General features: G+C 70.0%; 23 protein-coding genes, 1 tRNA gene and 3 pseudogenes. 14 read left to right on the forward strand and 13 right to left on the reverse strand.

The genetic code is table 11. The features are described 5' to 3' along the window. Positions 1-162: 162 nt before the first annotated feature. The 5 genes from ACQUQ0_RS15095 to ACQUQ0_RS15115 all read left to right on the forward strand — a co-directional run bounded on the left by ACQUQ0_RS15095 (position 163) and on the right by ACQUQ0_RS15115 (position 1669). Positions 163-432, forward strand: a complete 270-nt coding sequence (locus tag ACQUQ0_RS15095) for a 50S ribosomal protein L37ae (protein ID WP_435186288.1) — start codon at positions 163-165, stop codon at positions 430-432. Positions 433-484: 52 nt separating this feature from the next. Further along, positions 485-619, forward strand: a complete 135-nt coding sequence (locus tag ACQUQ0_RS15100; RefSeq protein ID WP_089764242.1) for a DNA-directed RNA polymerase subunit P — start codon at positions 485-487, stop codon at positions 617-619. Positions 620-635: 16 nt separating this feature from the next. Then, positions 636-953 carry a KEOPS complex subunit Pcc1 gene (locus tag ACQUQ0_RS15105; RefSeq protein WP_435186292.1) on the forward strand — a complete coding sequence of 106 codons (318 nt, stop codon included), beginning with the start codon at positions 636-638 and terminating at the stop codon, positions 951-953. A 64-nt stretch (positions 954-1017) separates the two neighbouring features. Continuing rightward, the gene (locus ACQUQ0_RS15110) at positions 1018-1416 is read left to right on the forward strand and encodes a prefoldin subunit beta (protein ID WP_372387798.1); all 399 of its coding nucleotides are present in this window, start codon (positions 1018-1020) and stop codon (positions 1414-1416) included. A 4-nt stretch (positions 1417-1420) separates the two neighbouring features. After that, complete coding sequence (locus ACQUQ0_RS15115) at positions 1421-1669, forward strand: DUF3194 domain-containing protein (RefSeq protein ID WP_435186294.1); 249 nt, start codon at positions 1421-1423, stop codon at positions 1667-1669. 46 nt (positions 1670-1715) lie between these two features. Here the strand turns inward: ACQUQ0_RS15115 and ACQUQ0_RS15120 are convergent, their stop codons facing one another. After that, entirely contained in the window at positions 1716-3683 is a 1968-nt protein-coding gene (locus ACQUQ0_RS15120) for a DUF2070 family protein (protein WP_435186296.1), read from the reverse strand. 56 nt (positions 3684-3739) lie between these two features. Beyond that, the gene (locus ACQUQ0_RS15125; RefSeq protein WP_435186298.1) at positions 3740-4288 is read right to left on the reverse strand and encodes a GMP synthase subunit A; all 549 of its coding nucleotides are present in this window, start codon (positions 4286-4288) and stop codon (positions 3740-3742) included. Positions 4289-4425: 137 nt separating this feature from the next. Here ACQUQ0_RS15125 and ACQUQ0_RS15130 point away from each other — a divergent pair, with 137 nt between their 5' ends. Further along, positions 4426-4860 carry a universal stress protein gene (locus tag ACQUQ0_RS15130; protein WP_435186300.1) on the forward strand — a complete coding sequence of 145 codons (435 nt, stop codon included), beginning with the start codon at positions 4426-4428 and terminating at the stop codon, positions 4858-4860. A 23-nt stretch (positions 4861-4883) separates the two neighbouring features. Here the strand turns inward: ACQUQ0_RS15130 and ACQUQ0_RS15135 are convergent, their stop codons facing one another. Beyond that, positions 4884-5423: a DUF7097 family protein gene (locus tag ACQUQ0_RS15135; RefSeq protein WP_435186302.1), complete on the reverse strand. Its 540-nt coding sequence runs from the start codon at positions 5421-5423 to the stop codon at positions 4884-4886. 103 nt (positions 5424-5526) lie between these two features. On the opposite strand from ACQUQ0_RS15135, the gene ACQUQ0_RS15140 reads away from it, so the two are divergent. The 3 genes from ACQUQ0_RS15140 to ACQUQ0_RS15150 all read left to right on the forward strand — a co-directional run bounded on the left by ACQUQ0_RS15140 (position 5527) and on the right by ACQUQ0_RS15150 (position 7945). Then, entirely contained in the window at positions 5527-5877 is a 351-nt protein-coding gene (locus ACQUQ0_RS15140) for a DUF192 domain-containing protein (RefSeq protein WP_435186304.1), read from the forward strand. Positions 5878-5977: 100 nt separating this feature from the next. Then, positions 5978-7555, forward strand: a complete 1578-nt coding sequence (locus tag ACQUQ0_RS15145) for a (R)-citramalate synthase (protein WP_435186306.1) — start codon at positions 5978-5980, stop codon at positions 7553-7555. A gap of 72 nt (positions 7556-7627) precedes the next feature. Further along, complete coding sequence (locus tag ACQUQ0_RS15150) at positions 7628-7945, forward strand: hypothetical protein (RefSeq protein WP_372387783.1); 318 nt, start codon at positions 7628-7630, stop codon at positions 7943-7945. A 38-nt stretch (positions 7946-7983) separates the two neighbouring features. On the opposite strand, the gene ACQUQ0_RS15155 is transcribed toward ACQUQ0_RS15150, so the two are convergent. Further along, positions 7984-8151 carry a hypothetical protein gene (locus ACQUQ0_RS15155; protein ID WP_435186308.1) on the reverse strand — a complete coding sequence of 56 codons (168 nt, stop codon included), beginning with the start codon at positions 8149-8151 and terminating at the stop codon, positions 7984-7986. A 259-nt stretch (positions 8152-8410) separates the two neighbouring features. Here ACQUQ0_RS15155 and ACQUQ0_RS15160 point away from each other — a divergent pair, with 259 nt between their 5' ends. Beyond that, positions 8411-8938: a DoxX family membrane protein gene (locus ACQUQ0_RS15160; protein ID WP_435186310.1), complete on the forward strand. Its 528-nt coding sequence runs from the start codon at positions 8411-8413 to the stop codon at positions 8936-8938. 14 nt (positions 8939-8952) lie between these two features. Continuing rightward, a complete protein-coding gene (locus tag ACQUQ0_RS15165; protein WP_372387776.1) occupies positions 8953-9249 on the forward strand; it encodes a hypothetical protein in 297 nt (98 codons plus the stop codon). 12 nt (positions 9250-9261) lie between these two features. Here the strand turns inward: ACQUQ0_RS15165 and ACQUQ0_RS15170 are convergent, their stop codons facing one another. Next, positions 9262-9570, reverse strand: coding sequence for a DUF7521 family protein (locus ACQUQ0_RS15170; RefSeq protein ID WP_435186312.1), 309 nt, complete (start codon positions 9568-9570; stop codon positions 9262-9264). Between the two features lie 275 nt (positions 9571-9845). Continuing rightward, positions 9846-9930, reverse strand: a tRNA-Ser gene (locus tag ACQUQ0_RS15175). A 115-nt stretch (positions 9931-10045) separates the two neighbouring features. Here ACQUQ0_RS15175 and ACQUQ0_RS15180 point away from each other — a divergent pair. After that, positions 10046-10456: pseudogene (locus ACQUQ0_RS15180) on the forward strand (AAA family ATPase); the annotation flags it as partial. A gap of 786 nt (positions 10457-11242) precedes the next feature. Here the strand turns inward: ACQUQ0_RS15180 and ACQUQ0_RS15185 are convergent. The 7 genes and pseudogenes from ACQUQ0_RS15185 to ACQUQ0_RS15215 all read right to left on the reverse strand — a co-directional run. Beyond that, positions 11243-13006 (reverse strand): histidine kinase N-terminal 7TM domain-containing protein, encoded by a 1764-nt coding sequence (locus ACQUQ0_RS15185; protein WP_435186314.1) that lies wholly within the window; start codon positions 13004-13006, stop codon positions 11243-11245. A gap of 164 nt (positions 13007-13170) precedes the next feature. After that, the gene (locus ACQUQ0_RS15190) at positions 13171-13722 is read right to left on the reverse strand and encodes a DUF7261 family protein (protein ID WP_435186316.1); all 552 of its coding nucleotides are present in this window, start codon (positions 13720-13722) and stop codon (positions 13171-13173) included. Continuing rightward, on the reverse strand, positions 13722-14141 hold the full coding sequence (locus ACQUQ0_RS15195) for a DUF7262 family protein (protein WP_435186319.1): 420 nt from the start codon (positions 14139-14141) through the stop codon (positions 13722-13724). Before ACQUQ0_RS15195 ends, ACQUQ0_RS15190 begins: the two co-directional genes overlap by 1 nt. Continuing rightward, the gene (locus ACQUQ0_RS15200; RefSeq protein WP_435186320.1) at positions 14134-14838 is read right to left on the reverse strand and encodes a DUF7263 family protein; all 705 of its coding nucleotides are present in this window, start codon (positions 14836-14838) and stop codon (positions 14134-14136) included. The genes ACQUQ0_RS15195 and ACQUQ0_RS15200 overlap by 8 nt, the downstream gene beginning before the upstream one ends. Then, positions 14835-15389, reverse strand: coding sequence for a DUF7266 family protein (locus ACQUQ0_RS15205; RefSeq protein ID WP_435186322.1), 555 nt, complete (start codon positions 15387-15389; stop codon positions 14835-14837). The genes ACQUQ0_RS15200 and ACQUQ0_RS15205 overlap by 4 nt, the downstream gene beginning before the upstream one ends. After that, positions 15386-16141: a DUF7289 family protein gene (locus ACQUQ0_RS15210; protein ID WP_435186324.1), complete on the reverse strand. Its 756-nt coding sequence runs from the start codon at positions 16139-16141 to the stop codon at positions 15386-15388. Before ACQUQ0_RS15210 ends, ACQUQ0_RS15205 begins: the two co-directional genes overlap by 4 nt. Continuing rightward, positions 16138-17586 (reverse strand): annotated as a pseudogene (locus ACQUQ0_RS15215) (type II secretion system F family protein); the annotation flags it as partial. The pseudogene ACQUQ0_RS15215 and the gene ACQUQ0_RS15210, both read right to left, overlap by 4 nt. A gap of 1097 nt (positions 17587-18683) precedes the next feature. Here ACQUQ0_RS15215 and ACQUQ0_RS15220 point away from each other — a divergent pair. Further along, positions 18684-18851, forward strand: a pseudogene (locus ACQUQ0_RS15220) (HNH endonuclease); the annotation flags it as partial. Between the two features lie 57 nt (positions 18852-18908). Then, positions 18909-19082 (forward strand): hypothetical protein, encoded by a 174-nt coding sequence (locus tag ACQUQ0_RS15225; RefSeq protein WP_435186338.1) that lies wholly within the window; start codon positions 18909-18911, stop codon positions 19080-19082. The last annotated feature ends 126 nt before the right edge of the window (positions 19083-19208 follow it).

Below are 19208 nucleotides of genomic sequence, written 5' to 3' on the forward strand. Positions count from 1 at the left end.
GCGGAACCGTGTGACGAAGAGGCGGAAGCGGGCCGCGCGAGCCAAGCGAGCACGGGGACGAGCGGGGGTACGAACGAGGGTAATGAGCGGTGCCCGGGAGCGGCGGGGCGGCGGCCACGTCTCGCAGGGTTTATGCCGACGCCGGAGGTAGGACGCGGTACTATGGCCGAAAAGAAGGCGCGAAAGACCGGCAGCGCCGGTCGCTTTGGCGCGCGCTACGGGCGGGTCGCCCGCCGGCGCGTGAAGGAGATCGAAGCGGAGATGCGGAGCGCGACGGTCGACGACGACGACGTCACCCGTCTCGAACCCGGCATCTGGAAGAACGAGGAGACCGGCGAGGTCTTCACCGGCGGCACCTACCGTCCGCAGACCCCCGGCGGCAAGCAGGTCCGCCGCTCGATCCGCGCCGCCCTCTCCGGCGACGAAGAGTGACCGATCCGGAATCGCGAAAGGCACAACACCCCACATCCCCACGCATCCAACGATGAGCTACAAGTGTTCCCGGTGCAAGCGCGACGTCGAACTGGACGAGTACGGCGGCGTCCGCTGTCCCTACTGCGGGCACCGCGTCCTCCTGAAGGAGCGCGCGCCGGACGTGAAGGAAGTCCCGGTCGAATAGGGTTTCTCTCCCGTCGATGTCGAACCGTGAGGCTCCCGAGCGGGGGGCCGAACACGCGGCCGCGGTCGATTTCGTCTACGACGACGAGCGGCGCGCCCGCACCGTGGCCGAGAGCGTCGGCGTCGAGGTCGGCGAGATCGCCGACGACCGCTCGCGGGCCGACGTGAGCCGGGAGGGGGCCGTCGTCAGCGTCGACGTCGCGGCCGCCGACCTGGTCGCGCTGCGCGCCGGGCTCAACACCTGGGTCCGCCTCGTCGACGTCGCCGAGGGCGTCGCTGCGGACGCCGACGCGGCGGGCGGATCGACAGACGAGACCGCGGGCGAGCGGTCGTAACCGCCGTAGACCGGCCGAGCGGAGAATACGGGCCTTTTTCAGTCAGCGTCCCGTCGCCCCGGGTATGCAGGGCAATCTGCCGCCGGAAGCACAGGAGAAGCTCGAAGAACTGCAGGACCTACAGGAGACGGCCCAGAAGGTGGCCGCCCAGAAGGAGCAGGCGGAGTCGACGCTCAACGAGTCCCAGACGGCGCTCGACGCGCTCGAAGACATCGACGACGACACCACGATGTACCGCGAGGTCGGCGAGCTGCTCGTCGAGACCGAGTACGACGAGGCCTACGACGAACTCGAAGACAAGGTCGACAGCCTCGAGATCCGCGTCGAACAGCTGACGAAGCAGGAAGAGCGCGTCCAAGAGCAGTTCGAGGACCTCCAGCAGGAGCTCCAGCAGATGCTCCAGGGCGGCGCAGGCGGCGCGGGCGGCGGCCCGATGGGTCCGGGCGGCGCCGGCGGCGCGTAAGCCGATGCCGACCGACGAGGAGGTCGTCCAGACGGCGGCCGAGGCCGCCGAGGGCGTGATTCTCGCCCACTACAAGCAGTCGGAGCTCACCGACTTCGACGTGACCGTGACGTTCGAGGAGGGCGTCCTCGACGTCGACGTGTACGTCAACGCCCCCGACGACGCCGACGAGAACGCCGAAGCGGTCGCCGACGAGGCCGCGTTAGCGGCCCGAGAGGCCGTCGACGAGCTGTTCGGCGAGAGCGACTCGTAACGGCTCGCGGCGTAGCCGAACGCGGCGACCGACGGCGACGCGGCTCTTATGCGAACAGGAAGATCAGCACGCTGACGGCCACGGCCGCGAGGATCACCGACAGGGCGAAGGCGCCGCCCATCGCGACGACGGCGTTGGCGTGGCTGGCCAGCGTCTCGGTGCGGTCGTTGCCGAAGACCGTCACCTCCGCGCGCTCGACCGCGACGCCGGCCTCGACGGGCTCCAGGTCGGCGCGCGCTTCGTCCGCCAAATCACAGATCAGCCCGCGGAGTTCGTCCCAGTCGATGGCCGCGCCGACCTGATTGTCGGCCTCGACGGTGTTGACGATGTGGGTGTCAGTCGTCATCACCTCGGCCGCGTCGACCGGGCCGTCCTCGACTAAGGCGTCGACGAGCTCGCCGCGGAGCCCCGGCTCCATATTGTTGCCGTCGACGAGGACGTAGGCCGTCTCGGCCCCGCCGACCGCCGTGACCGCGACGCGGACGCCCAGCGGGCCGATTCCGTCCATCGGCTCCCAGGGCGTCTCGTCCCAGGCGACGCCGAGTTCGAGGTCGCCCCGCTCGGCCGTCGCGAGGCGCTGGCCGGAGATGCCAGCCGCGCCGATCATATCGAAGGCGCGCTGTGAGCCGGGCGTGACGTGGCCCAGGTCCGGGCCCGAGAGCCCGTCGTTGGAGTTGTGCGCGTCGACGAGCAGCACGTCGTCGAGGCCGCTGGTGCGGGCCTCGGCGGCCGCGGAGAGACCGACGCCGTACTCGACGTCGTCGGCGTAGCCGGGCGCGTACGTCGACACCAAGAGCGCGTCGTCGCCGAAGGCCTGGCCGAGCATCGAGGCCTCGCCGGACTGGACGCGGACGCTCGGGGAGGCCTCGGGCGCGTAGGTGACGCGGTCTGCGGCCTCGCGGGCGGCGTCGAGGATCGTGTCGACCTCGCGCTCTGTCACGAGGTTGAAGTCGTGGCCGGCGGTCGCGTGCGGCGGGAAGACGAGCGCCGAGCAGTCGGACGCGACGCGCTCGGGGAAGTTCCCGCCGCCGATCTCGCCCATCGGGCCGGGGTGGATCATCGGGAGGACGAAGCGCGCTTTCTCGCGAGCGCCGCCGTCGGTCGCGGTCTCGTCGGCGTCGTCCGTCCCGTCGACGTCGCTCCCCCCGTCGGCGACCGTCCGGAACGAGAGCACCGAGACGGGCACGATCGCCTGCTCGCCCAGCTGCTGGAAGAACTCCTCCAGTTCGCGCGAGCCCTCGGCGACGTGGCCGACGAAGCCCCGGAGGAAGTCCAGCATCGAGACGCCCATGCTGCGCCGCCAGGGGCGGTCGACCGCGACGACGAAGGCGTAGACCGCCAGCGCGTAGAGGGCGCAGGTGACGCCCAGGAGGAGGAAGTGCTCCGCGGAGATGACAGAGAGCTCCGCGGGCGCGTCGGCCGAGCGCGCGAGGTACGGCATCAGGTAGACGTCGAGGATCGGCCCGCCGACCGAGAGGTAGCGGAGCGTGCCGCTGTAGATGAACAACAGCACCGCCGCGGCCGCGGTCTGGAGGCTCGCGGGGACGGTCGCGACAAGCAGCGACGAGCGCGAGACCGCCATCACGACCAGGAGACGGAAGGCGAACACCGACGCGAGCGCGACGACCAGGGCGTCGAAGACGAAGCGCTGTCCGAGCCCGGTGAAGACCGAGACGATCGCCGCGAGCGTGACGATGGCGACGACGATGATCTCCGAGATCAGCGCCAGGAGCGACGAGCGGTTGTGCGTGAGCTTGCCGCCGACGAAGCGGTCGAGCCCCGTCGTGCCGAAGGCGGCGACGACCGTCGGGATGCCGATGAAGAAGATGCCCTCCCAGGCGTCGCGCCCGAAGAAGAACAGGCCGCGCCAGGTGCGGGCGTAGGCGCCGGAGTCGAAGGCGGCCACGCCCGCGACGGCGGCGATCAGGAGCGCGAAGGCGAGGCTGGTGTACCAACTGGGGGCGCGGAAGATGAACCGCGAGAGGCCGGCGAGGTCGCTTTGTGTGGATGTCATACAGGATTTGGGGGGCTGGAGAGTCGGTTCGGCCGATCGGGCGGCGGCCGCTCGCGCTACTCGCAGATCGAGACGAAGTTGCGGAAGACTTCCTCGCCGCGCTCGGTGTGGGCGACCTCGGGGTGCCACTGGACGCCGTAGAGGTCGCGGTCGGGGTCGCTCATCGCCTCGACGTCGCAGACGTCGGAGGTCGCGGTGTGAGCGAAGCCCTCGGGGACCTCTTTCACCTCGTCGGCGTGGCTGGCCCACACGCGCGTCCGGGGCGCGAGCGAGCCCACGAGGGGGTCGCCGCCGTCGAGGATGTCGACGTCGACGTCGGCGTAGCCGCCGTAGTCGCCGGAGCCGACCTCGCCGCCCAGCTCGGCCGCGAGGATCTGCATCCCCAGGCAGATGCCGAAGACCGGGACGTCGAGGTCGAGGTACTCGGGGCAGTTGCCGATGCGGTCCATATCCGGGCCGCCCGAGAGGACGATCCCGTCGGCGTCGATCTCTCCCGGCGGGGTGGTGTTGTCGACGAGCTCGACGTCGACGCCGAGGTCCCGGAGCGCGCGGCGCTCGAGGTGCGTGAACTGACCGTGGTTGTCGATGACGACGATGCTTGTCATCAGTTGGGGGCTATACACCGAAGGGAGCCAAAAAGCGCCCGGTCTGCGCCCGAAGCGGCCGAGGCAAGAAAGACACCGCTCCCACGATCCGAGAACCGTGCTAAGATCTAACAGGCACACGGCCGTTACCAGCCCGTATGCACTTGCTGTTACCGTTCGACATCGTACCGGTCGAGAGCCGCGTCCCACAGAGCGCGTTCGGCGTCTCCCCGGCGAGCGAGCGGGCCGTCCGGTACACGTTCGACGTGTTCGGCGGCCGCGACGACCTCCGGGTCACGGCGGTCGAACTCTCGGCGGAGACGATCAGCCTCGAGGAGAACCTCGGCGTGGCCGAGATCCGCTCGATGGCGGCTGAACGGGGCGTCGACGCGGAGATACGCCAACACTCGGTGACCGACGTCGAATCGATGGCGGCGCTTCGGGAGGAGATCCTCGACATCGTCGGGTCCGAGAGCGTCGACACGGTCGTGATGGGATACGAGGACGAGTCCTTCGACGACGCCGCGTTCTCGGGGAGCACTCCGGCAAGGATCCTGGGGGAGCGGGACGTGCCGGTCGTGCTCGTTCCCTGATGCAGGTTGTCGTGCTCCCGTAGTTACCCTCCGTCCTCGCCGTCCAAGCGCTCGCGCGCGGTCGAGAAGCCGAACTCCGACTGCTCCTTCGCGCGGCGCTCCTCCCGGGCGGCGATCGCTTCGGGGTCCGGCGCGGCGTCGTCGTCGAGGCGCGCGAACGACTGGTGGATCTTCGCGTGGCACCACCGGCAGAGCGCGACCGTGATCTCGTGGCTCGGTTCGTCGGCGTCCCCTCCGCCGGTCGCGCTCCCGTACGAGAGGTGGTGTTCCTCCAGCAGCGGGCGGGAGTCGTCGTGAGCGATCCGGACGGCTTCCAGGCCGCAGCGGACGCACTCGCGGCCGTCGGTGGTCGAGCGGTAGTGCGGGCAGTCGCGGAACTCGGCGTCGGCGGCCGCGACGCAGTCGTAGTCCGCGCGGCGGCGGGCGGCCGCGAACTCGGGGTCGTCGCCGGCGCGCGTCAGCGCGAAGCGGCACCGGCCGTCGTCGGTGAGGTGGTCGCAGACGCCGGCGTGGTCGTAGGGGTCGTCGACGCCGACCGGCGTGCCCGTGGGCGTCTCCCGCATACGCCAGGCTGTGGCCGCTGGGGAGTTGAATCCGCCGGTGGCGCGGCGGTCGGGCGGCTCCGACAGCCGAGCGATTTATCCGGCCGGCCGCAGACCGGAGCCTGTGCGACTCGAACACCGAAGCGGCGGGGAGCGGGCGACGCTCGCCAGCGACGTCGAGGTGGCCTACACGTTCCTCTCGCGGGCCCGCGGGCTGATGTTCCGGCAGTCGATCCCCGACGACTACGCGATGGTCTTCGAGTTCGACGAGGCCGACAGCCGCGACCTCCATATGGTCTTCGTCCCGTTCGACCTCGACGCGCTGTGGCTCGTCGGCGACGAGGTCGTGAAGAAAAAGCGCCTCCGGGCGTGGCGCGGCCTCGGGGCCGCCACCGCCGACACCGTAGTCGAACTCCCCGCGGGCGCCGCGGACGGCGTCGAGACCGGAGACACCGTCCGGCTCGTCGAGGAGTGAGGGGTGCGAGGGAACCGCGGCACGGCGCGCGTCGAGCCGCTCGTCGAGAAGGCGCAGTTTAAGTAGCTGGACGATCACAGTTAGTGTGAGCACATGACTCGTGGTCGATTTATTCGGGGGTAACCCCGACAACCCCCTCGCATCCACCGTGGATTCTGACGACTCCGTACAGCTGCTAGACACGACGCTCCGAGACGGCGAACAAGCCCCGGGTGTCTCGCTCACGCCGGACGAGAAGGCCGACATCGCGCGGTCGCTCGACCGGGCCGGCATCGAGTACATCGAGGCCGGTAGCGCCTGCACCGGCGAGGGCGAGCGCGAGACCATCCGCCAGGTGACCGCGCTCGACCTCGACGCGACGGTGACGAGCTTCGCGCGCGGCGTGCAGAACGACATCGACCTCGCGCTCGACTGCGGGGTCGACGGCGTCACCATCGTCGTCCCCGCCAGCGACAAGCACGTCGAGCGGAAGGTCGGCACCACCCACGACGAGGTGGTCGAGAACACGGGCGAACTGGTCGCCTACGCCAAGGACCACGACCTCTGGGTCGAGGTCATCGGCGAGGACGGCTCCCGCGCCGACCTGGACTTCCTCGAACGCCTGATGGCCGAGGCGCTCGACGCCGGCGCGGACCGGTCGTGTTACGCCGACACCGTGGGCCACGCCACGCCGGAGACGACCTACGAGTACGTCTCCCGGCTAGCCGACCTCGGTCCCGTGTCGACCCACACCCACGACGACCTCGGGCTGGGGATGACGAACGTCTGGGCCAGCCTCGCGGCCGGCGCGGACCTCGTCCACGGCACGATCAACGGCATCGGCGAGCGCGCGGGCAACGTCGCCCTCGAAGAGGTCGCCATCGCCCTGGCGCACGGCTACGGCGTCGAGACGATGGACTTAGAACAGGTGTACGACCTCGCCCAGCAGGTCTCCCACGCGACGGGCGTGCCGCTCCCGCCGAACAAGGCGGTCGTGGGCGAGAACGCCTTCACCCACGAGAGCGGCATCCACACCGACGGCACGCTCAAGGACGACACGATGTACGAGCCGTATCCCCCAGAAATGGTGGGTCGCGAACGGCGGCTCGTCCTGGGCAAACACGCCGGCCGCGCGGGCGTCCGCGCGGCGCTCGACGAGCACGGCGTCGACGTGAGCGAGGAAGAGCTCGCGGACGTCGTCGAGCGCGTGAAGCGCCTCGGCGACCGCGACAAGCGCGTCACCGACGCCGACCTCCTGGCGATCGCCGAGGACGTCCAGGGCCGGGAGCGCGACCGCCACGTCGAGCTCCTGGACCTCACGGCCGCTTCGGGCGGCGGGACGCCGACCGCCTCGGTCCGACTCCGGGTCGGCACCGAAGAGCGCGTCGCCTCCGGCACCGGGAGCGGCCCGGTCGACGCCGCCGTCGAGGCCGTCCGGGCCGCGCTCGGCTCCGAGGCCGACGCGCAGCTCGAATCCTACCACGTCGACGCGATCACCGGCGGCACCGACGCCGTCGTCACCGTGGAGGTGGAGATGTCGAAGGGCGATCGGACGGTGACGGTCGCGACCTCCGACTCGGACATCACCCGCTGCAGCGTCGAGGCGATGGTCGAGGCGCTCGACCGCCTGCTCGCCACCGACGCCGACGAGGACGGGGCGGAGGCCGAGCCGGAAGACGCGACGCTGGCCGACGACTGAGCGTCGGCGCCGCGTCGCGCCGCCTTCTCAACGGACCGCACGGTGAAGTGACTGCGCCCCGTGGCTCCGGGTGTGAGCGAGTACGTCGTCGACGTGAAGCCCTCGGCGCGCCGGACGAACGGCGCGGTCGGGCGGCTGATCCAGCAGGCGGGGAGCCGTCACCGCTTCGACGGGCGCGCGGACGCTGAGGCGTGGGCCGCCGGCCTCTCCGCGCAGGGCGAGTCGACGGTGTGGATCCGGACGGCGAACCCCGACGACCGCTCGGACGCGGACGCGTACCTAATCGGCCGCCGGTCGTGGGGCGTCGGCTCCGACAGCGGCGCGTCGAGCGACGTCGCTCCGGACTCTGGGAGCGAACAGGCGGCGCTCGACGGCGACGCGCGGTCGTGACGATGGATTCCGATCGATTCGCGACCGCGCGCGACGCCCTACCGCTCTTCGACGAGGTAGGTCCAGCCGCCGCGCCGCTCGAACCGGACGTCCTCCCTGGTCGCGGCGTACTCGGTGACGCGGGCCGTCTCGACGTCGGTCACGTCGATCCGCCGCGTTCGCTGGGCGCGCTCGGTCGTCGGCTCTTCGATCGCCGTCGCGTGCATACTCGCAGTTCGGCGGGAATCGGTATGTAAGTCAGCCTAGCGGAGTGAAAGTGAAACTGGACGACGGCGTCGCCGCCGAGAGAGTGACGCGGAGGCGACAGCGCGGCGTCGGCGGCGGTGGTTCGCGGAGAGTCCTCTGATATCGTATTTCCGGTTATTTTCTATTATGTCCGACGGCTGTGCAATTCCCGGCGGATGAAAATCGCTTCATTCGCTTTTCCCCGCGGAACCACAACGAACGAATGTAGAGGTGAGACGTATGTCATACCAGTTCGAGGGTAACTTACTCGGGGAGGAGACGGCCCTGACACTGTCCGGCGGCTGGGGCCAGTACTGGATCGCGTTCCTTCGGGTGATCACCGGCTGGTGGTTCTTCCACGCGGGCGTGACGAAGCTCATCACCGACGGGCTGAACTTCACGTACGCGCCGGCGTACCTGAAGGGAATGAGCAACACGGTCGTCGGGCCCCTCGCGACCTTCCTGGCCACCGACGCCGCCTGGCTCGTGAAGGCCGGCGTGCCGCTGTTCGAGACGCTGATCGGCCTCGGGCTCCTGTTCGGCGTCCTCACTCGGCTCGCGGCGTTCGGCGGCGTCTTCTTCATGACGCTGTTCTGGACCGGCAACGCCGCGTTCGGCCACGGGCTCGTGAACGGCGACCTGATGGGACTGCTGCTGTTCGCGACGATGATCGTGTTCGCCGCCGGCCGCTACTACGGGCTCGACGCCATCATCGAGAAGACCGCGTTCGTCAAACAACACCCGCGGCTCAGATACCTACTCGGCTGAGGAGGTGACAGGAGATGACACTCAAAGACCTGAACCCGATCGACAGAATCGTGATGCTCGTGAGCACCGGCCTGATGTTCGTCAGCGTCGTCGTGCTCGGCGTCGTCGAGATCCTCGACGGCCCGCCGTACGGCGCGGCGCCGGTGACGAACGACGCCGGCGAGGTGGTCGCCACGCCGATGGTCGACCCGCAGCTCCGCACCGGTCTGGTGGTGGCGGCGCTGCTGATCCTGCTGGTGTGGGCCATCTACAAGGTGCTCACGCCGACGGACGGAACCGCCACGCAGGACACGGCGACGAGCGCCACATAACGGAAGACGGGATCAGACCGGTCCCGATCCCGTGTCGATGCCCGTTTTCGAGACACGTAGCGAGTAGACGAGCACCGCGAGGCCGACCGCGGTGAGGACGTTCTGTACCGTCAGTCCGAGAGCGATCTCCACGGGTGCGACGAACGGGAGCGCCACGCCCGCGACCGCGCCGAGACTCACGAGGCAGAAGCCGACGGTCACGAGTCCGAGCGCGGCGGACTCCGTGTTCCTGTACGCGCGGTACGCCAGAGAGGCGAGTACGAGGCCACACGAGAGGATCGCGGCCTCGGCCGCCACGCGGACCCCCGGGACTCCCGACATCGAATCACCTCGGTCGGGGGTACGAACGGCCCCGACATATACGGGCCCGGAAATTTTTACCTCACGGGAACGAAACGGAGCGGCGCGACGGACGCGTATCGCGGCGCCTAAACGCGCCGCTTCGGAGTTGATTCGGGAGAAGCGCCGAGGGTGAGAGTTGAACCACGATCGGAGCGGGGCTCCTCCCTGATTCAAATCTCACGTGGTCGCTACTGCGCGACAAACGCGTATCGCGGCGCCTAAACGCGCCGCTTGTGGGTGGTATCGCGGAGAAGCGCCGAGGGTGAGATTTGAACTCACGAGTCCGAATGGACAGTAGATTTCGAATCTACCGCCTTGGCCAGGCTAGGCTACCTCGGCTCCACTCACCAGTAGGGCGGTGACGCGTTTAATCGGTTTCGATTTGGTCGAGTCCGCGTGCGCGACGGGGCGACCGGAGGCGACCCCATAGGCGCGTGCCGCACCAGACGCCGGTATGGATCTCGACGACGCGACCGCCGCCTGCGAGTCGGTCCGCGCGGAGGTCTCGAAAGCCGTCATCGCCGACGAGCGCTTCCTCGAACGCGTCCTGCTCGGCGTCCTCGCTCGCGGGCACGTCCTCCTGGAGGACGTCCCCGGGACCGGCAAGACCCTCACCGCCCGCAGCGTCGCGACGGCGCTCGGGCTCTCCTTCTCGCGCGTGCAGTTCACGCCCGACCTCCTCCCCGCGGACGTGACCGGGACGAACGTCTTCGACGAGCGCGAGGGGACCTTCGAGTTCAGCGAGGGGCCGATCTTCGCGAACGTCGTCCTCGCCGACGAGATCAACCGCGCGCCGCCGAAGACCCAGGCCGCGCTCCTGGAGGCGATGGGGGAGCGACAGATGACCCTCGACGGCGAGACCCACGCGCGGTACACCTCGTTCCCGACGTCGGCCTCGGCTTCGAGGCGGTCGGCCGCGTCGCCGGCGGCCTCGCCGACCCGCCTGACGTCCGGCGGGGTCGCCTCGGAATCCCCGTCGGCGGGGTCGTCGTCGCCCGCGAGTTCGTCCCCCGTCGAGGCCAAAAGCAGGACGACGGCGAGCGCGAGCGCGACGAACAGCGCGAGGCCGAAGAGCGCAGACGGCGTCGCGACCGTGCCGCTTCCCTCCCCGCCGAGGCCGAACCCGCCGCTCCCGACGGGGAACGGAACGATCCCCAAACCGTCGGCGCCGAGACCGAACTCGAAGCCGACGTCGATCGACAGCGTCGGAAGCCGACACGAGACCAGGACCGCCCACAGCAGTGCGAGCGGGAACCCGACCCCCACGGCGGTCGCGACGACGGTCGCGAGCGACTCGGATCGACGGTAGACCGCGTAGTGGCCCGCCGCGAGGAGCGCGAAGAGGAGCGCGACGACGGGCGGCCGAGCCAGGAACGGGACGCAGACGGAGCCCAGGACGGCGGCGCTCTCTCCGCTCGGAACGTCGATCAGCGGCGCCGGGGCGCCAGCGGGAGCGCCGCCGGACGCGCCGCCGAGGCCGCCGCCGGTCCCGCCGGTGACGGTGGTGTCGATCGTCGCCGCCGTCGCGGCGAGTGCGGCGACGGCGAGGAGGGCCACGGCGAGCCGGCGGGCGATCGATGCGTCCACGTGTTGGTGGCGTATCGGACGCGCCTCGGTAAAGAGAGTCGCCAGCGGCGTCGGCGGGGCGCACTCACTCGTCGGGCTCGGAGAACCGGAGCGTCACGATCGTTCGGAAGTCGGTTGCGGCGGCGGTGCCCTCGGCGGGGCTGTCGACGCCGTCGCCGGGCGAATCGCCGTCGACGGGGGCGTCGCGGTCGCCCGCGGACCCGCCGGATCCGTCGGCGAACCGGAGCTCGCCGCCGTTCTCGATGACGCACCAGTACGCGAGCCACAGGCCGAGTCCCTCGGCGTGTTGGAGCGGCGTCTCCGAGCCCGCATCGAGCGCCCGCCGCTCCACTTCGGGGATGCCGTCGCCGCTCGATGCGAAGCGGACCGCGATCGACGGCTCCGAGTCGGCCGTCGCCTCGCGCTCGACGCTGACCCGGACGCGGAGCCCCTCGGAGTCGGACTCGGTGACGAGGAGCTCGATCAGCTCCTCGGTCGCGGTTCCGATCGAGTTGGCATCGGTGAGCGCCGCGCGGGCGTGGGCGTCGCCGTCGAAGGCGAACTCGACGTCGGGGTAGCCCCGCGCGGCGCGGCGGACGGCGCTGGCGACGACCTCGGTCACGTCGTGGACCGTCGGCGTCTCCGAGTGGGTTTCTTTGAGCTCGGAGACCTTCCGGGCCTTGTCGCTGACGGTCAGGAGATCGTCCGTCCGGCTGAGGATGGACTCGGCCGCGCGCTCGGCGTCGTCGGCCGTCCCGGAGGCGACGATGTCGGCGTAGCCGCGCACGACGTTCATATCGTTGCGGAGGTTGTGGCGTAGGATCCGGTTCGCGACTTCGAGGCGCTGTTCGTAGCGGTGCCGCCCGGTGACGTCGCGGAGCGCCAGCGCGTACCCCACCTCGTCGCCCCGCTCGTCGGAGAGCTCCGAGAGGCGGATGTCGTACGCGCGGCTTCGCCCGTCCGTGACCGTCGTTCCCTTGAGATCCTCGAAGGCGTGCTCGGGGAACACGTCGCTGACGTGGTCGCCGGGGTCGGGCGACGGATCGAGGACCCGGCGGGCGGTGTCGTCGACCTCGACGACGACGCGGTCGGAGTCGAGGACGACGAGCCCGTCGCCCATCGCCTCGAAGGCCCGGCGGCGGGCGACCGGGACCCGTTCGAGCAGATCGAAGTGATACAGCCCGAGCACCACGAGAACGCCGGTGATCGCGAAGGTGAACGACGTCAGATCGACGCCCGGAATCGGGCTCATACCGAGCAGGAACGCGACGTGTGAGAGGAACGGCGGCAGCGGCGCGACCGCGAGGACGGCGACCTGTTTCCAGTAGAGCAGCGACATCCGAATCCCGACCAGAAGAATCAGTCCCATTCCGATCGCGACCGCGGTGTAGGCGAAGACGACGTGGAGATAGTAGAGCGGCCCGAACGCGACCTGGACGGTCGAGTCGACGACGGTCGATCCGGACGGGAGCGTCCAGACCAGGTGGTGCATCGGATTCGTCGCCGTCGCGACGAGGACGGCGAGCGGTTCGAGCGCGAGCAGCGCCGCGCGCCGGGCCGTCAGCCACTGCGAGCGGCTGACGTACTGGACGACGACGACGAGCCACAGGATCGGGACGCCGGTCGACAGCGCGAACGCCACCTGCCACCAGCGCCGCTGCATCGCGACCGATCCGAAGCCGATCTGGATCGCGTACGCCAGCGCCGAGAGGCCGACGAGGACGTGGAGCGCCGCGATCTCGGGGCCGCACCGCGACTCACGGTGTCGCCACCCGACGGCGACGAGCGCCGCGTGGACGCCGACGGCGGCGAAACCGAGGGCCGAGATTGGGGAGAGGTACCACGCCATACGTGTCTTCGACGTTTCGTTCCGAGGTGATCATCATACATCAAACCACCAGTCCGGTGAAGAATCCGGAGATCGGTCGACATCGCCGGGTCCGGCGGCCTTAAGAGCGAATAATGTCAACTCCCCAACTACGTTTCGGGAATGTGACTCGGAGAGGCCCGGCCTCACACCCGGACCAGGAGCGTCGCGCGCGTCGACTCGACCGGAGAGACGACTCGGACGCGGAACGCGGCCGCGACGGGCGTCGCCGTCCCGGCGCGCTCCTGGACGACGATGCCCCCGATCGCTCGGCAGGGGCCGAAGTCGCGTCCGCGACCACCGGGGCACTCCCCGCGGGCCCAGCGAGCCGCCGCCGCGTCGTCGAACGTCACCGTCAGCGACCGGCTCTCAGCCGCGTGCGCCCGTTCGAGTCGAGCGACGTCGGACTCGACTGCCGCGCTGATCTCCGCGGCGACGACGCGGCGGTCCCGCCAGCGGTCGGCGGCGTCGTTTCGCGCAGTCACCGCAGTCGCGGCCGTCCGAACGGAGCCCGCGAGGCTGCGATCGATCTCCCCGAGCGACGCCACCTTGACGTCGGCCGCCGCGTCCCGGTCGCCGTCGTAGCCCAGCTGCGCGTACGCGACCGTCATCGCGAGGAGCGCGACCGCGACGACCGCCGCCGAGACGAGGACGATCTGGCCGCGGTCGTCGGCGCGCCCGGGGAGTGGCGAACGCATCACGGGAACCACACCCGGAGGGCGACCGCACACGGCCCGACGTCGAGCCTCGCCCGGCCGGATTCGACGACGGTAGTCGGGATCGGCGGTCCGACCGATCCGTGCGGCGTCGCGACGCGTCCGAACGCCCCGGGGGGAAGCACCGCTTCCAGGCGGGCCCGCAGGGGAGCGCGCTCGGTCGCGAACGACGCCGGCGACCGGCAGGCCGCCGTCAGCCGACTGCGACCCGATCCCGCGGGCGCCTCGGCGTGCAGCACGGCCAGCGCGTCGGCCGCGAGGCGGTCCGGCTCGGCGTCGGCCCGGCCGTCGTCGACGGGAGCCCAGAGGAACCCGGCGACGACCGCCAGCACCAGCAGCGCGCCGACCACGGCCTCGACGAGCGAGGTCGCGAGCTGCCCGCGGTCGGTGGACTCAGACACCGACGACCACCACCAGCCGTTCGTCCCGGCCGGTCGGCGCCGCCCAGGCGACGGTCGCCGTGCCCGCCCTCCCGAGGCCGGAGCCGCGGACCTCGAACCGAACCGCGAGCGGCCGCGTCGACGGGAGCCGGACCGCGTATTCGCCGTCGAGTCCGGACCGGTCGTGGAGGACGACGCGCCCGCCGGCGCGGACCGTCGTGACGGACTGGCCCGGGACCGGGTCGATCGTCACCGCGGCGTTTCCGCCGTGGTCGTCGAGCGTGACCGATCGCTCGGTCCGGAGGTCGAGCCGCTCGGTGCGGGCCGCGTCGTGTTCGACTCGGACGCGACGAACGATCCGCACCGGCTCGTCGCCAGCGGAGTGCCGATCCCCGAACGCGCCTCGGGCCAGGAGCACGTCGCCGCCGAGCGAGATCCGAACCGGGCGGCCGCGCACGGGCGGAGCCGCGGCGTCGACGTCGGCGAGCGTGAGGTTCGCGGTGGCCGCCGCGTCGAGGACGTTCGGACCCCGAGTGTGCGCGCTGTCGCCGGCAACGAGGGAGTCGGCCAGGCGCTCCGCGGCGTGGACGGCGGCCGGCTCGCGCTCGGCGTCGGCAAGGGCGTCGGTCGCGAGCCCCGCGCCGCCGACGGTGACCGTCACGACGACGATCACCGCCACGGCGAAGCCGATCAGGTTCGCCTGCGCGCGGTCCGTCACGGCGCGTCCCCCGATCGGTCCGATTCGGCGTCGACGAGACGCACCGAGACCACCCCCTCCGCGCGGTCGGTCGTCGAGACCAGAACCTGGGAGGGCGACGTGCTGGTCCACGAGCCGGAGACCGACGCGTCGGCCCGAACGGCGAGCCGGACGCGCCCGCCGACCGCGGGGTCGGGATGGACGAGCCGGAGCGCGGGCCCGCCGTCCGCGGCGACGGCGACGACTCGGTACGGATCGCCACGGATCGTCGGCGGGAGCCGAACGGTCACGCGCCGATCGACGCCGACCGGGCGGTCCCCGGGAACGGCGGCCTCGACCCGCTCGGCGGCCGCCACGGTCGCCCGCTCGCCCAGTTCGGCGCCGACGGCGGTGCGGTACTCCGGGACGAGCCCGCCGAAGAACGTCGCCGTCAGGAGCGCGACGAACAGCACGCCGACCCCGAGTTCGAGCGTCTTGCCGACGACCGGCGAGAGCCCGCGATCGAGTCCGGAACCGCGGCACTGCGCTGGTGTCACCGACCGCGCCCCCGACCCGCAACTCCGCCGGCTCATCGGCCCACCGCCACCCGGAGCCGGACGTCGTGGACGATCAGGTGGACCCGCCGCGGCCCGTCGAACGCGGCGACGACGCTCGGGACGCCGTCGCCGTCGACGTCGCGGCGGGTCGTCGTCGCTCCGCGCTCGCGGAGGTGGCGCTCCCACGCGGCCGGGGTCTCGGTCTCGAAGCCGACGCGGTAGCGCCCGGGCGGCAGGTCGATCCGGCGAGCCCGCGCGTCGGTCCGGAGCGCCACGTCGAGCCCGTGGCCGCCGGTGGCGACGCCGTCGGCGCCGCTGGCGTTCAGCACCGGGACGCCGAGATACAGCGCGTCGTCCGCGGGCGCGAGCCGACTCGGCGCGAGGAGGCGGCGCCCGCGGTCGTCGCGGTGGACGACAGCCCCGGCGAAGCCCGTGACGCGGTGGCCACCGTCGGCGTAGACGATCGCCCCGGCGTGGCCGGCCCAGACGACTCCGCCCTCGCCGAGGACCCACACCGAGCGGTTCACGACGCGCATGGACCCGGAATCGAGCGCGAGCGTCGTCGTCCGCGCGCCGGACGCCGGCCCGAGCGCGGTTTCGAGATCGTCCGCGACCCGGGTCGCCGTCGCCGACGCGGCGCCGTCCTCGACGATCGAGCCCGCGGTGGCCGACAGGCCGGCGACGGCGAGGACGGTGAGCCCGAGGAGGATCGCGACGCCGACGACGGCCGTCTGGGCCCGGTCGGGGTCGGGGTCGGTGCCGGGCCCCCGCCGGACGAGGCCAGTCACACCAACCCCGCCCCCGCGAAGACCAGGTGACAGACCGCGACCAGGCAGCCCGAGTGGAGGAGCGCCTCGTACCGCCCGCGGCTGGCGACGCCCGCGAACCACCCCGAGGCGAGCATCGTCGCCTGCGTCGCCACGTACACGCGGTACTGGTCCCGCGCGAGGTCGACGCCGGCGGGGTCGACCGCGACGCCCGAGAGCGACGACATCGAGGCCAGCCGGTCGAAGCCCGCGAAGACGGTCGCGCTCGTGGCGACGCTGATCCCGATCACGAGCAGGGCGGTCGTCCAGCCGACGGCGACGTAGACGAGCATCGCCGAGCGGAGCGCGCGCTTCTCGTGGTACAGCCGGCCGACCTCGCCCTGGAGCGTCTCGAAGATGACGCCCGTGTCGCTGCCGGCGTCGAGCGCGCCGATCACGAGCCCGACGGTCTGCTCGGCCATCGGCGTGCCGACGCGGTCGACGAAGCGGTCCAGCGCGGCGGTCCGGAGGTCGGTCTCGGTCCGGTCGGTCGGCGTCGTGAGGTGGAGGTTGAGCGAGAGGTCGGCGACGTCGGGGTTCAGCGGTCCGAGATCGACGTCGCGGGCGACGTGTTCGACCGCCTCGGAGAAAGGCCGGCCGAGGTTGACGTGGCCGGAGATCGCGTGGACGAAGTCCTTCAGTTCGTGGTCCTTGCCGTCGTCGAGCCGGGAGCGGCGGACGGCGACGAGGCCGACCGGGATCGCGAAGCCGACGTAGCCCACGAGCAGCGAGACGACGGCGTCGACGCCGAGGAAGAGCGACGCGACGCAGGCCGCGACGCCGAGCGGCGCGAACGCGACGACGGCGCTCGCGGGGTTCATCGTCGCGGTCCGGAGGACGCCGAGCGTCGTCGCCGGCTGGTCGTAGTCGACCTGCTGGTCCGGCGGGCGGAGCCGCGCGACGAGGCCGGCGGTCCCGAGGCCGACCAGGACGATGAACGCCGCGCTCCCGTAGACCGCCAGCGCGCGGACCGTGACGGGGCCGAGCGGCGTTCCGACCGCGGACGACAGCGACGGCGAGACGACGCTCATCACCGTGAGGACGATCACGAGCAGCGCCGGGAGGACCAGGAGGACGACGAAGAGCTCGGCCAGCAGTTCGAGGAAGCCCTGCGCGCGGCTGCGGTCGCGGTCCTGCTGGTGGCGGAGCATCCGGCTCTCCATCGCCAGGTACTCCGAGAGCGCGTCGGGGCCCTGTTCGGCGTGTTCGCGGAACTTCAGGAGGAACGGCGTGAGGGAGTCCTGGGCGGGGGTGTCGCGCGCGACCCGGCGGAGCCCCTCGTCGACGTTGCCGGTCATCGCGGCGGTGTTGAGCGCCTTCCGGAGCGCGACCGCGGTCTCGCCGTAGGCGTCGGTGTCGGCGACGCGCGCGAGCATCGCCCGTCGGCCGTCGCTCCCCGAGGCGAGGACGTTCAGGTAGCGTGACGCGACGGATTCGCTTTCTATCGCACGGCATAACACCGTCGGCGGAACCGTCGATGCCGTAATCCGTCGTGTTCGTCACCTCGCACCCTCGGAATCGGTAGCGACAGGCGGATTAGCCCATAACACCTGTCGTCTCGCACCGTCGGGGAGACGCCGTCGTGCGGTCGGCCCTAACGTCTCACGGTTCGAACTTCAATCTTGTCCCCGCCTCAATGGATCATACGGAGGGAAGGAGAGTGTGAAGCGGTCGCCGCTTGCGGAGTCCTCGGCGTCAGTCGACGGGGTCGACGTGACGCCGTCGGATCCGCGGCGCGGACGACGCGCTTCAGGGTCCGCGCCCTCGGGATAGAGGGCGTGGAGTAGGAGTATCTCGGTGTTGGGGGATACCCGTCGGTCAGGAGTACGCCCGCGTCATCGACGCACGGAGCTACCTGACCGACGAATTACTCAACCTCAAATTTGGCTTCATAATCTGGTCTAGAAGACCAATATGGGGACGAGTCGTGCCGCATAATGTACTTCTCGACCGTGTCTTCTGAGATATCCATTATCTCTGCTACGTCCGAGATCCCGTAATCCCGTGCTCCACAAAGATAGATCGCGATAGAAGGATTACCCTCAAGAGCAAGTTCAAGCGGAACACTATCACTATATTCTTGACGAGGTTTAATATCGTAGCACTCTATTAGGATGCGAATTGCTCGTGCAATATAGCGATCCTTTGTAGAATGAGCCTGACCGATCTGATTATCGACTACTTCTATTCGTTGTTCACCGACGAAATCTCGTTCGAGATCAAACGGCTTGTACTTGATCAATATCGTCACCCTATCACTTACTTCATACCTCCGTAGTGTGGACCAACTGACTGACATACTCTCACAACGAATCTTAGATATAAAAGTTCACAATTTATGTGTGAGCTTTATCCCTCTTTTTAACTAATATGAGCATATAGGCGAGCTGGACGTTTATTAACCATCGGTCCAAACTGGATACTGTCGTCGAAGGCAGAGCGGGTGTCTCAGCCCGCTCGGATGCCCTGAGAATCCAGATCAGCCAGAGGCATCACTGTCGTCTGCGGCGGCAAGGAGATCGAAATGAAGGATGAAACACGGGAGGCCGTCCACGAACGGGATCGAAGTCAGTGTGTCAACTGTGGTGCATCGGGCCCCGACGTGACGCTCGACGTGCATCACATCGTTCCGCGCGGCCAAGGAGGGTCGAACAGGCTGTCCAACCTCGCCCTCCTGTGCCGTCAGTGCCACGATGCTGCGCACGGCGATGGGACGGCTCCCACGGTCCAATTCAGTAGCACAGGCAATATGGATACCGACTCGTTCAAGACCTTCTTGCGGTTCTTCTCGGAGCTGCCCACCGCTCGCTTCGATGCCGAAGCGAAAGTCTGGCGAGTGCCGAAGGCGGACTTCGAGCGGGTCGTCGAGTCGGTGAGCGACCCCGAGGTGACGGCACTCGTCGCCGACGGAGGTGGGCGATGAGCCAGCAGTCTCTCACCGCCTTTTCCGACGAAACGCGGTGTCCCGAATGTCAGTCGATCACATCGAGACCGTTCTGACTCCTCCAGTAGAGCTTGAATCTGCATCTTCGATGCATTGCTGATCCTC

It is taken from the genome of Halobellus sp. EA9 (assembly GCF_051195055.1).
Classification (GTDB): domain Archaea; phylum Halobacteriota; class Halobacteria; order Halobacteriales; family Haloferacaceae; genus Haloquadratum; species Haloquadratum rubicundus.

Excerpts from the sequence above, each read along its gene's own strand:
- ACQUQ0_RS15130 (WP_435186300.1), top strand. The coding sequence starts at position 4,426 with ATGCACTTGCTGTTACCGTTCGACATCGTACCGGTCGAGAGCCGCGTC.
- ACQUQ0_RS15225 (WP_435186338.1), top strand. The coding sequence starts at position 18,909 with ATGGATACCGACTCGTTCAAGACCTTCTTGCGGTTCTTCTCGGAGCTG.
- ACQUQ0_RS15160 (WP_435186310.1), top strand. The coding sequence starts at position 8,411 with ATGTCATACCAGTTCGAGGGTAACTTACTCGGGGAGGAGACGGCCCTG.
- ACQUQ0_RS15190 (WP_435186316.1), bottom strand. The coding sequence starts at position 13,722 with ATGCGTTCGCCACTCCCCGGGCGCGCCGACGACCGCGGCCAGATCGTC.
- ACQUQ0_RS15120 (WP_435186296.1), bottom strand. The coding sequence starts at position 3,683 with ATGACATCCACACAAAGCGACCTCGCCGGCCTCTCGCGGTTCATCTTC.
- ACQUQ0_RS15155 (WP_435186308.1), bottom strand. The coding sequence starts at position 8,151 with ATGCACGCGACGGCGATCGAAGAGCCGACGACCGAGCGCGCCCAGCGA.
- ACQUQ0_RS15095 (WP_435186288.1), top strand. The coding sequence starts at position 163 with ATGGCCGAAAAGAAGGCGCGAAAGACCGGCAGCGCCGGTCGCTTTGGC.
- ACQUQ0_RS15165 (WP_372387776.1), top strand. The coding sequence starts at position 8,953 with ATGACACTCAAAGACCTGAACCCGATCGACAGAATCGTGATGCTCGTG.
- ACQUQ0_RS15100 (WP_089764242.1), top strand. The coding sequence starts at position 485 with ATGAGCTACAAGTGTTCCCGGTGCAAGCGCGACGTCGAACTGGACGAG.
- ACQUQ0_RS15135 (WP_435186302.1), bottom strand. The coding sequence starts at position 5,423 with ATGCGGGAGACGCCCACGGGCACGCCGGTCGGCGTCGACGACCCCTAC.
- ACQUQ0_RS15125 (WP_435186298.1), bottom strand. The coding sequence starts at position 4,288 with ATGACAAGCATCGTCGTCATCGACAACCACGGTCAGTTCACGCACCTC.
- ACQUQ0_RS15205 (WP_435186322.1), bottom strand. The coding sequence starts at position 15,389 with ATGAGCCGGCGGAGTTGCGGGTCGGGGGCGCGGTCGGTGACACCAGCG.
- ACQUQ0_RS15115 (WP_435186294.1), top strand. The coding sequence starts at position 1,421 with ATGCCGACCGACGAGGAGGTCGTCCAGACGGCGGCCGAGGCCGCCGAG.
- ACQUQ0_RS15170 (WP_435186312.1), bottom strand. The coding sequence starts at position 9,570 with ATGTCGGGAGTCCCGGGGGTCCGCGTGGCGGCCGAGGCCGCGATCCTC.
- ACQUQ0_RS15105 (WP_435186292.1), top strand. The coding sequence starts at position 636 with ATGTCGAACCGTGAGGCTCCCGAGCGGGGGGCCGAACACGCGGCCGCG.
- ACQUQ0_RS15110 (WP_372387798.1), top strand. The coding sequence starts at position 1,018 with ATGCAGGGCAATCTGCCGCCGGAAGCACAGGAGAAGCTCGAAGAACTG.
- ACQUQ0_RS15185 (WP_435186314.1), bottom strand. The coding sequence starts at position 13,006 with ATGGCGTGGTACCTCTCCCCAATCTCGGCCCTCGGTTTCGCCGCCGTC.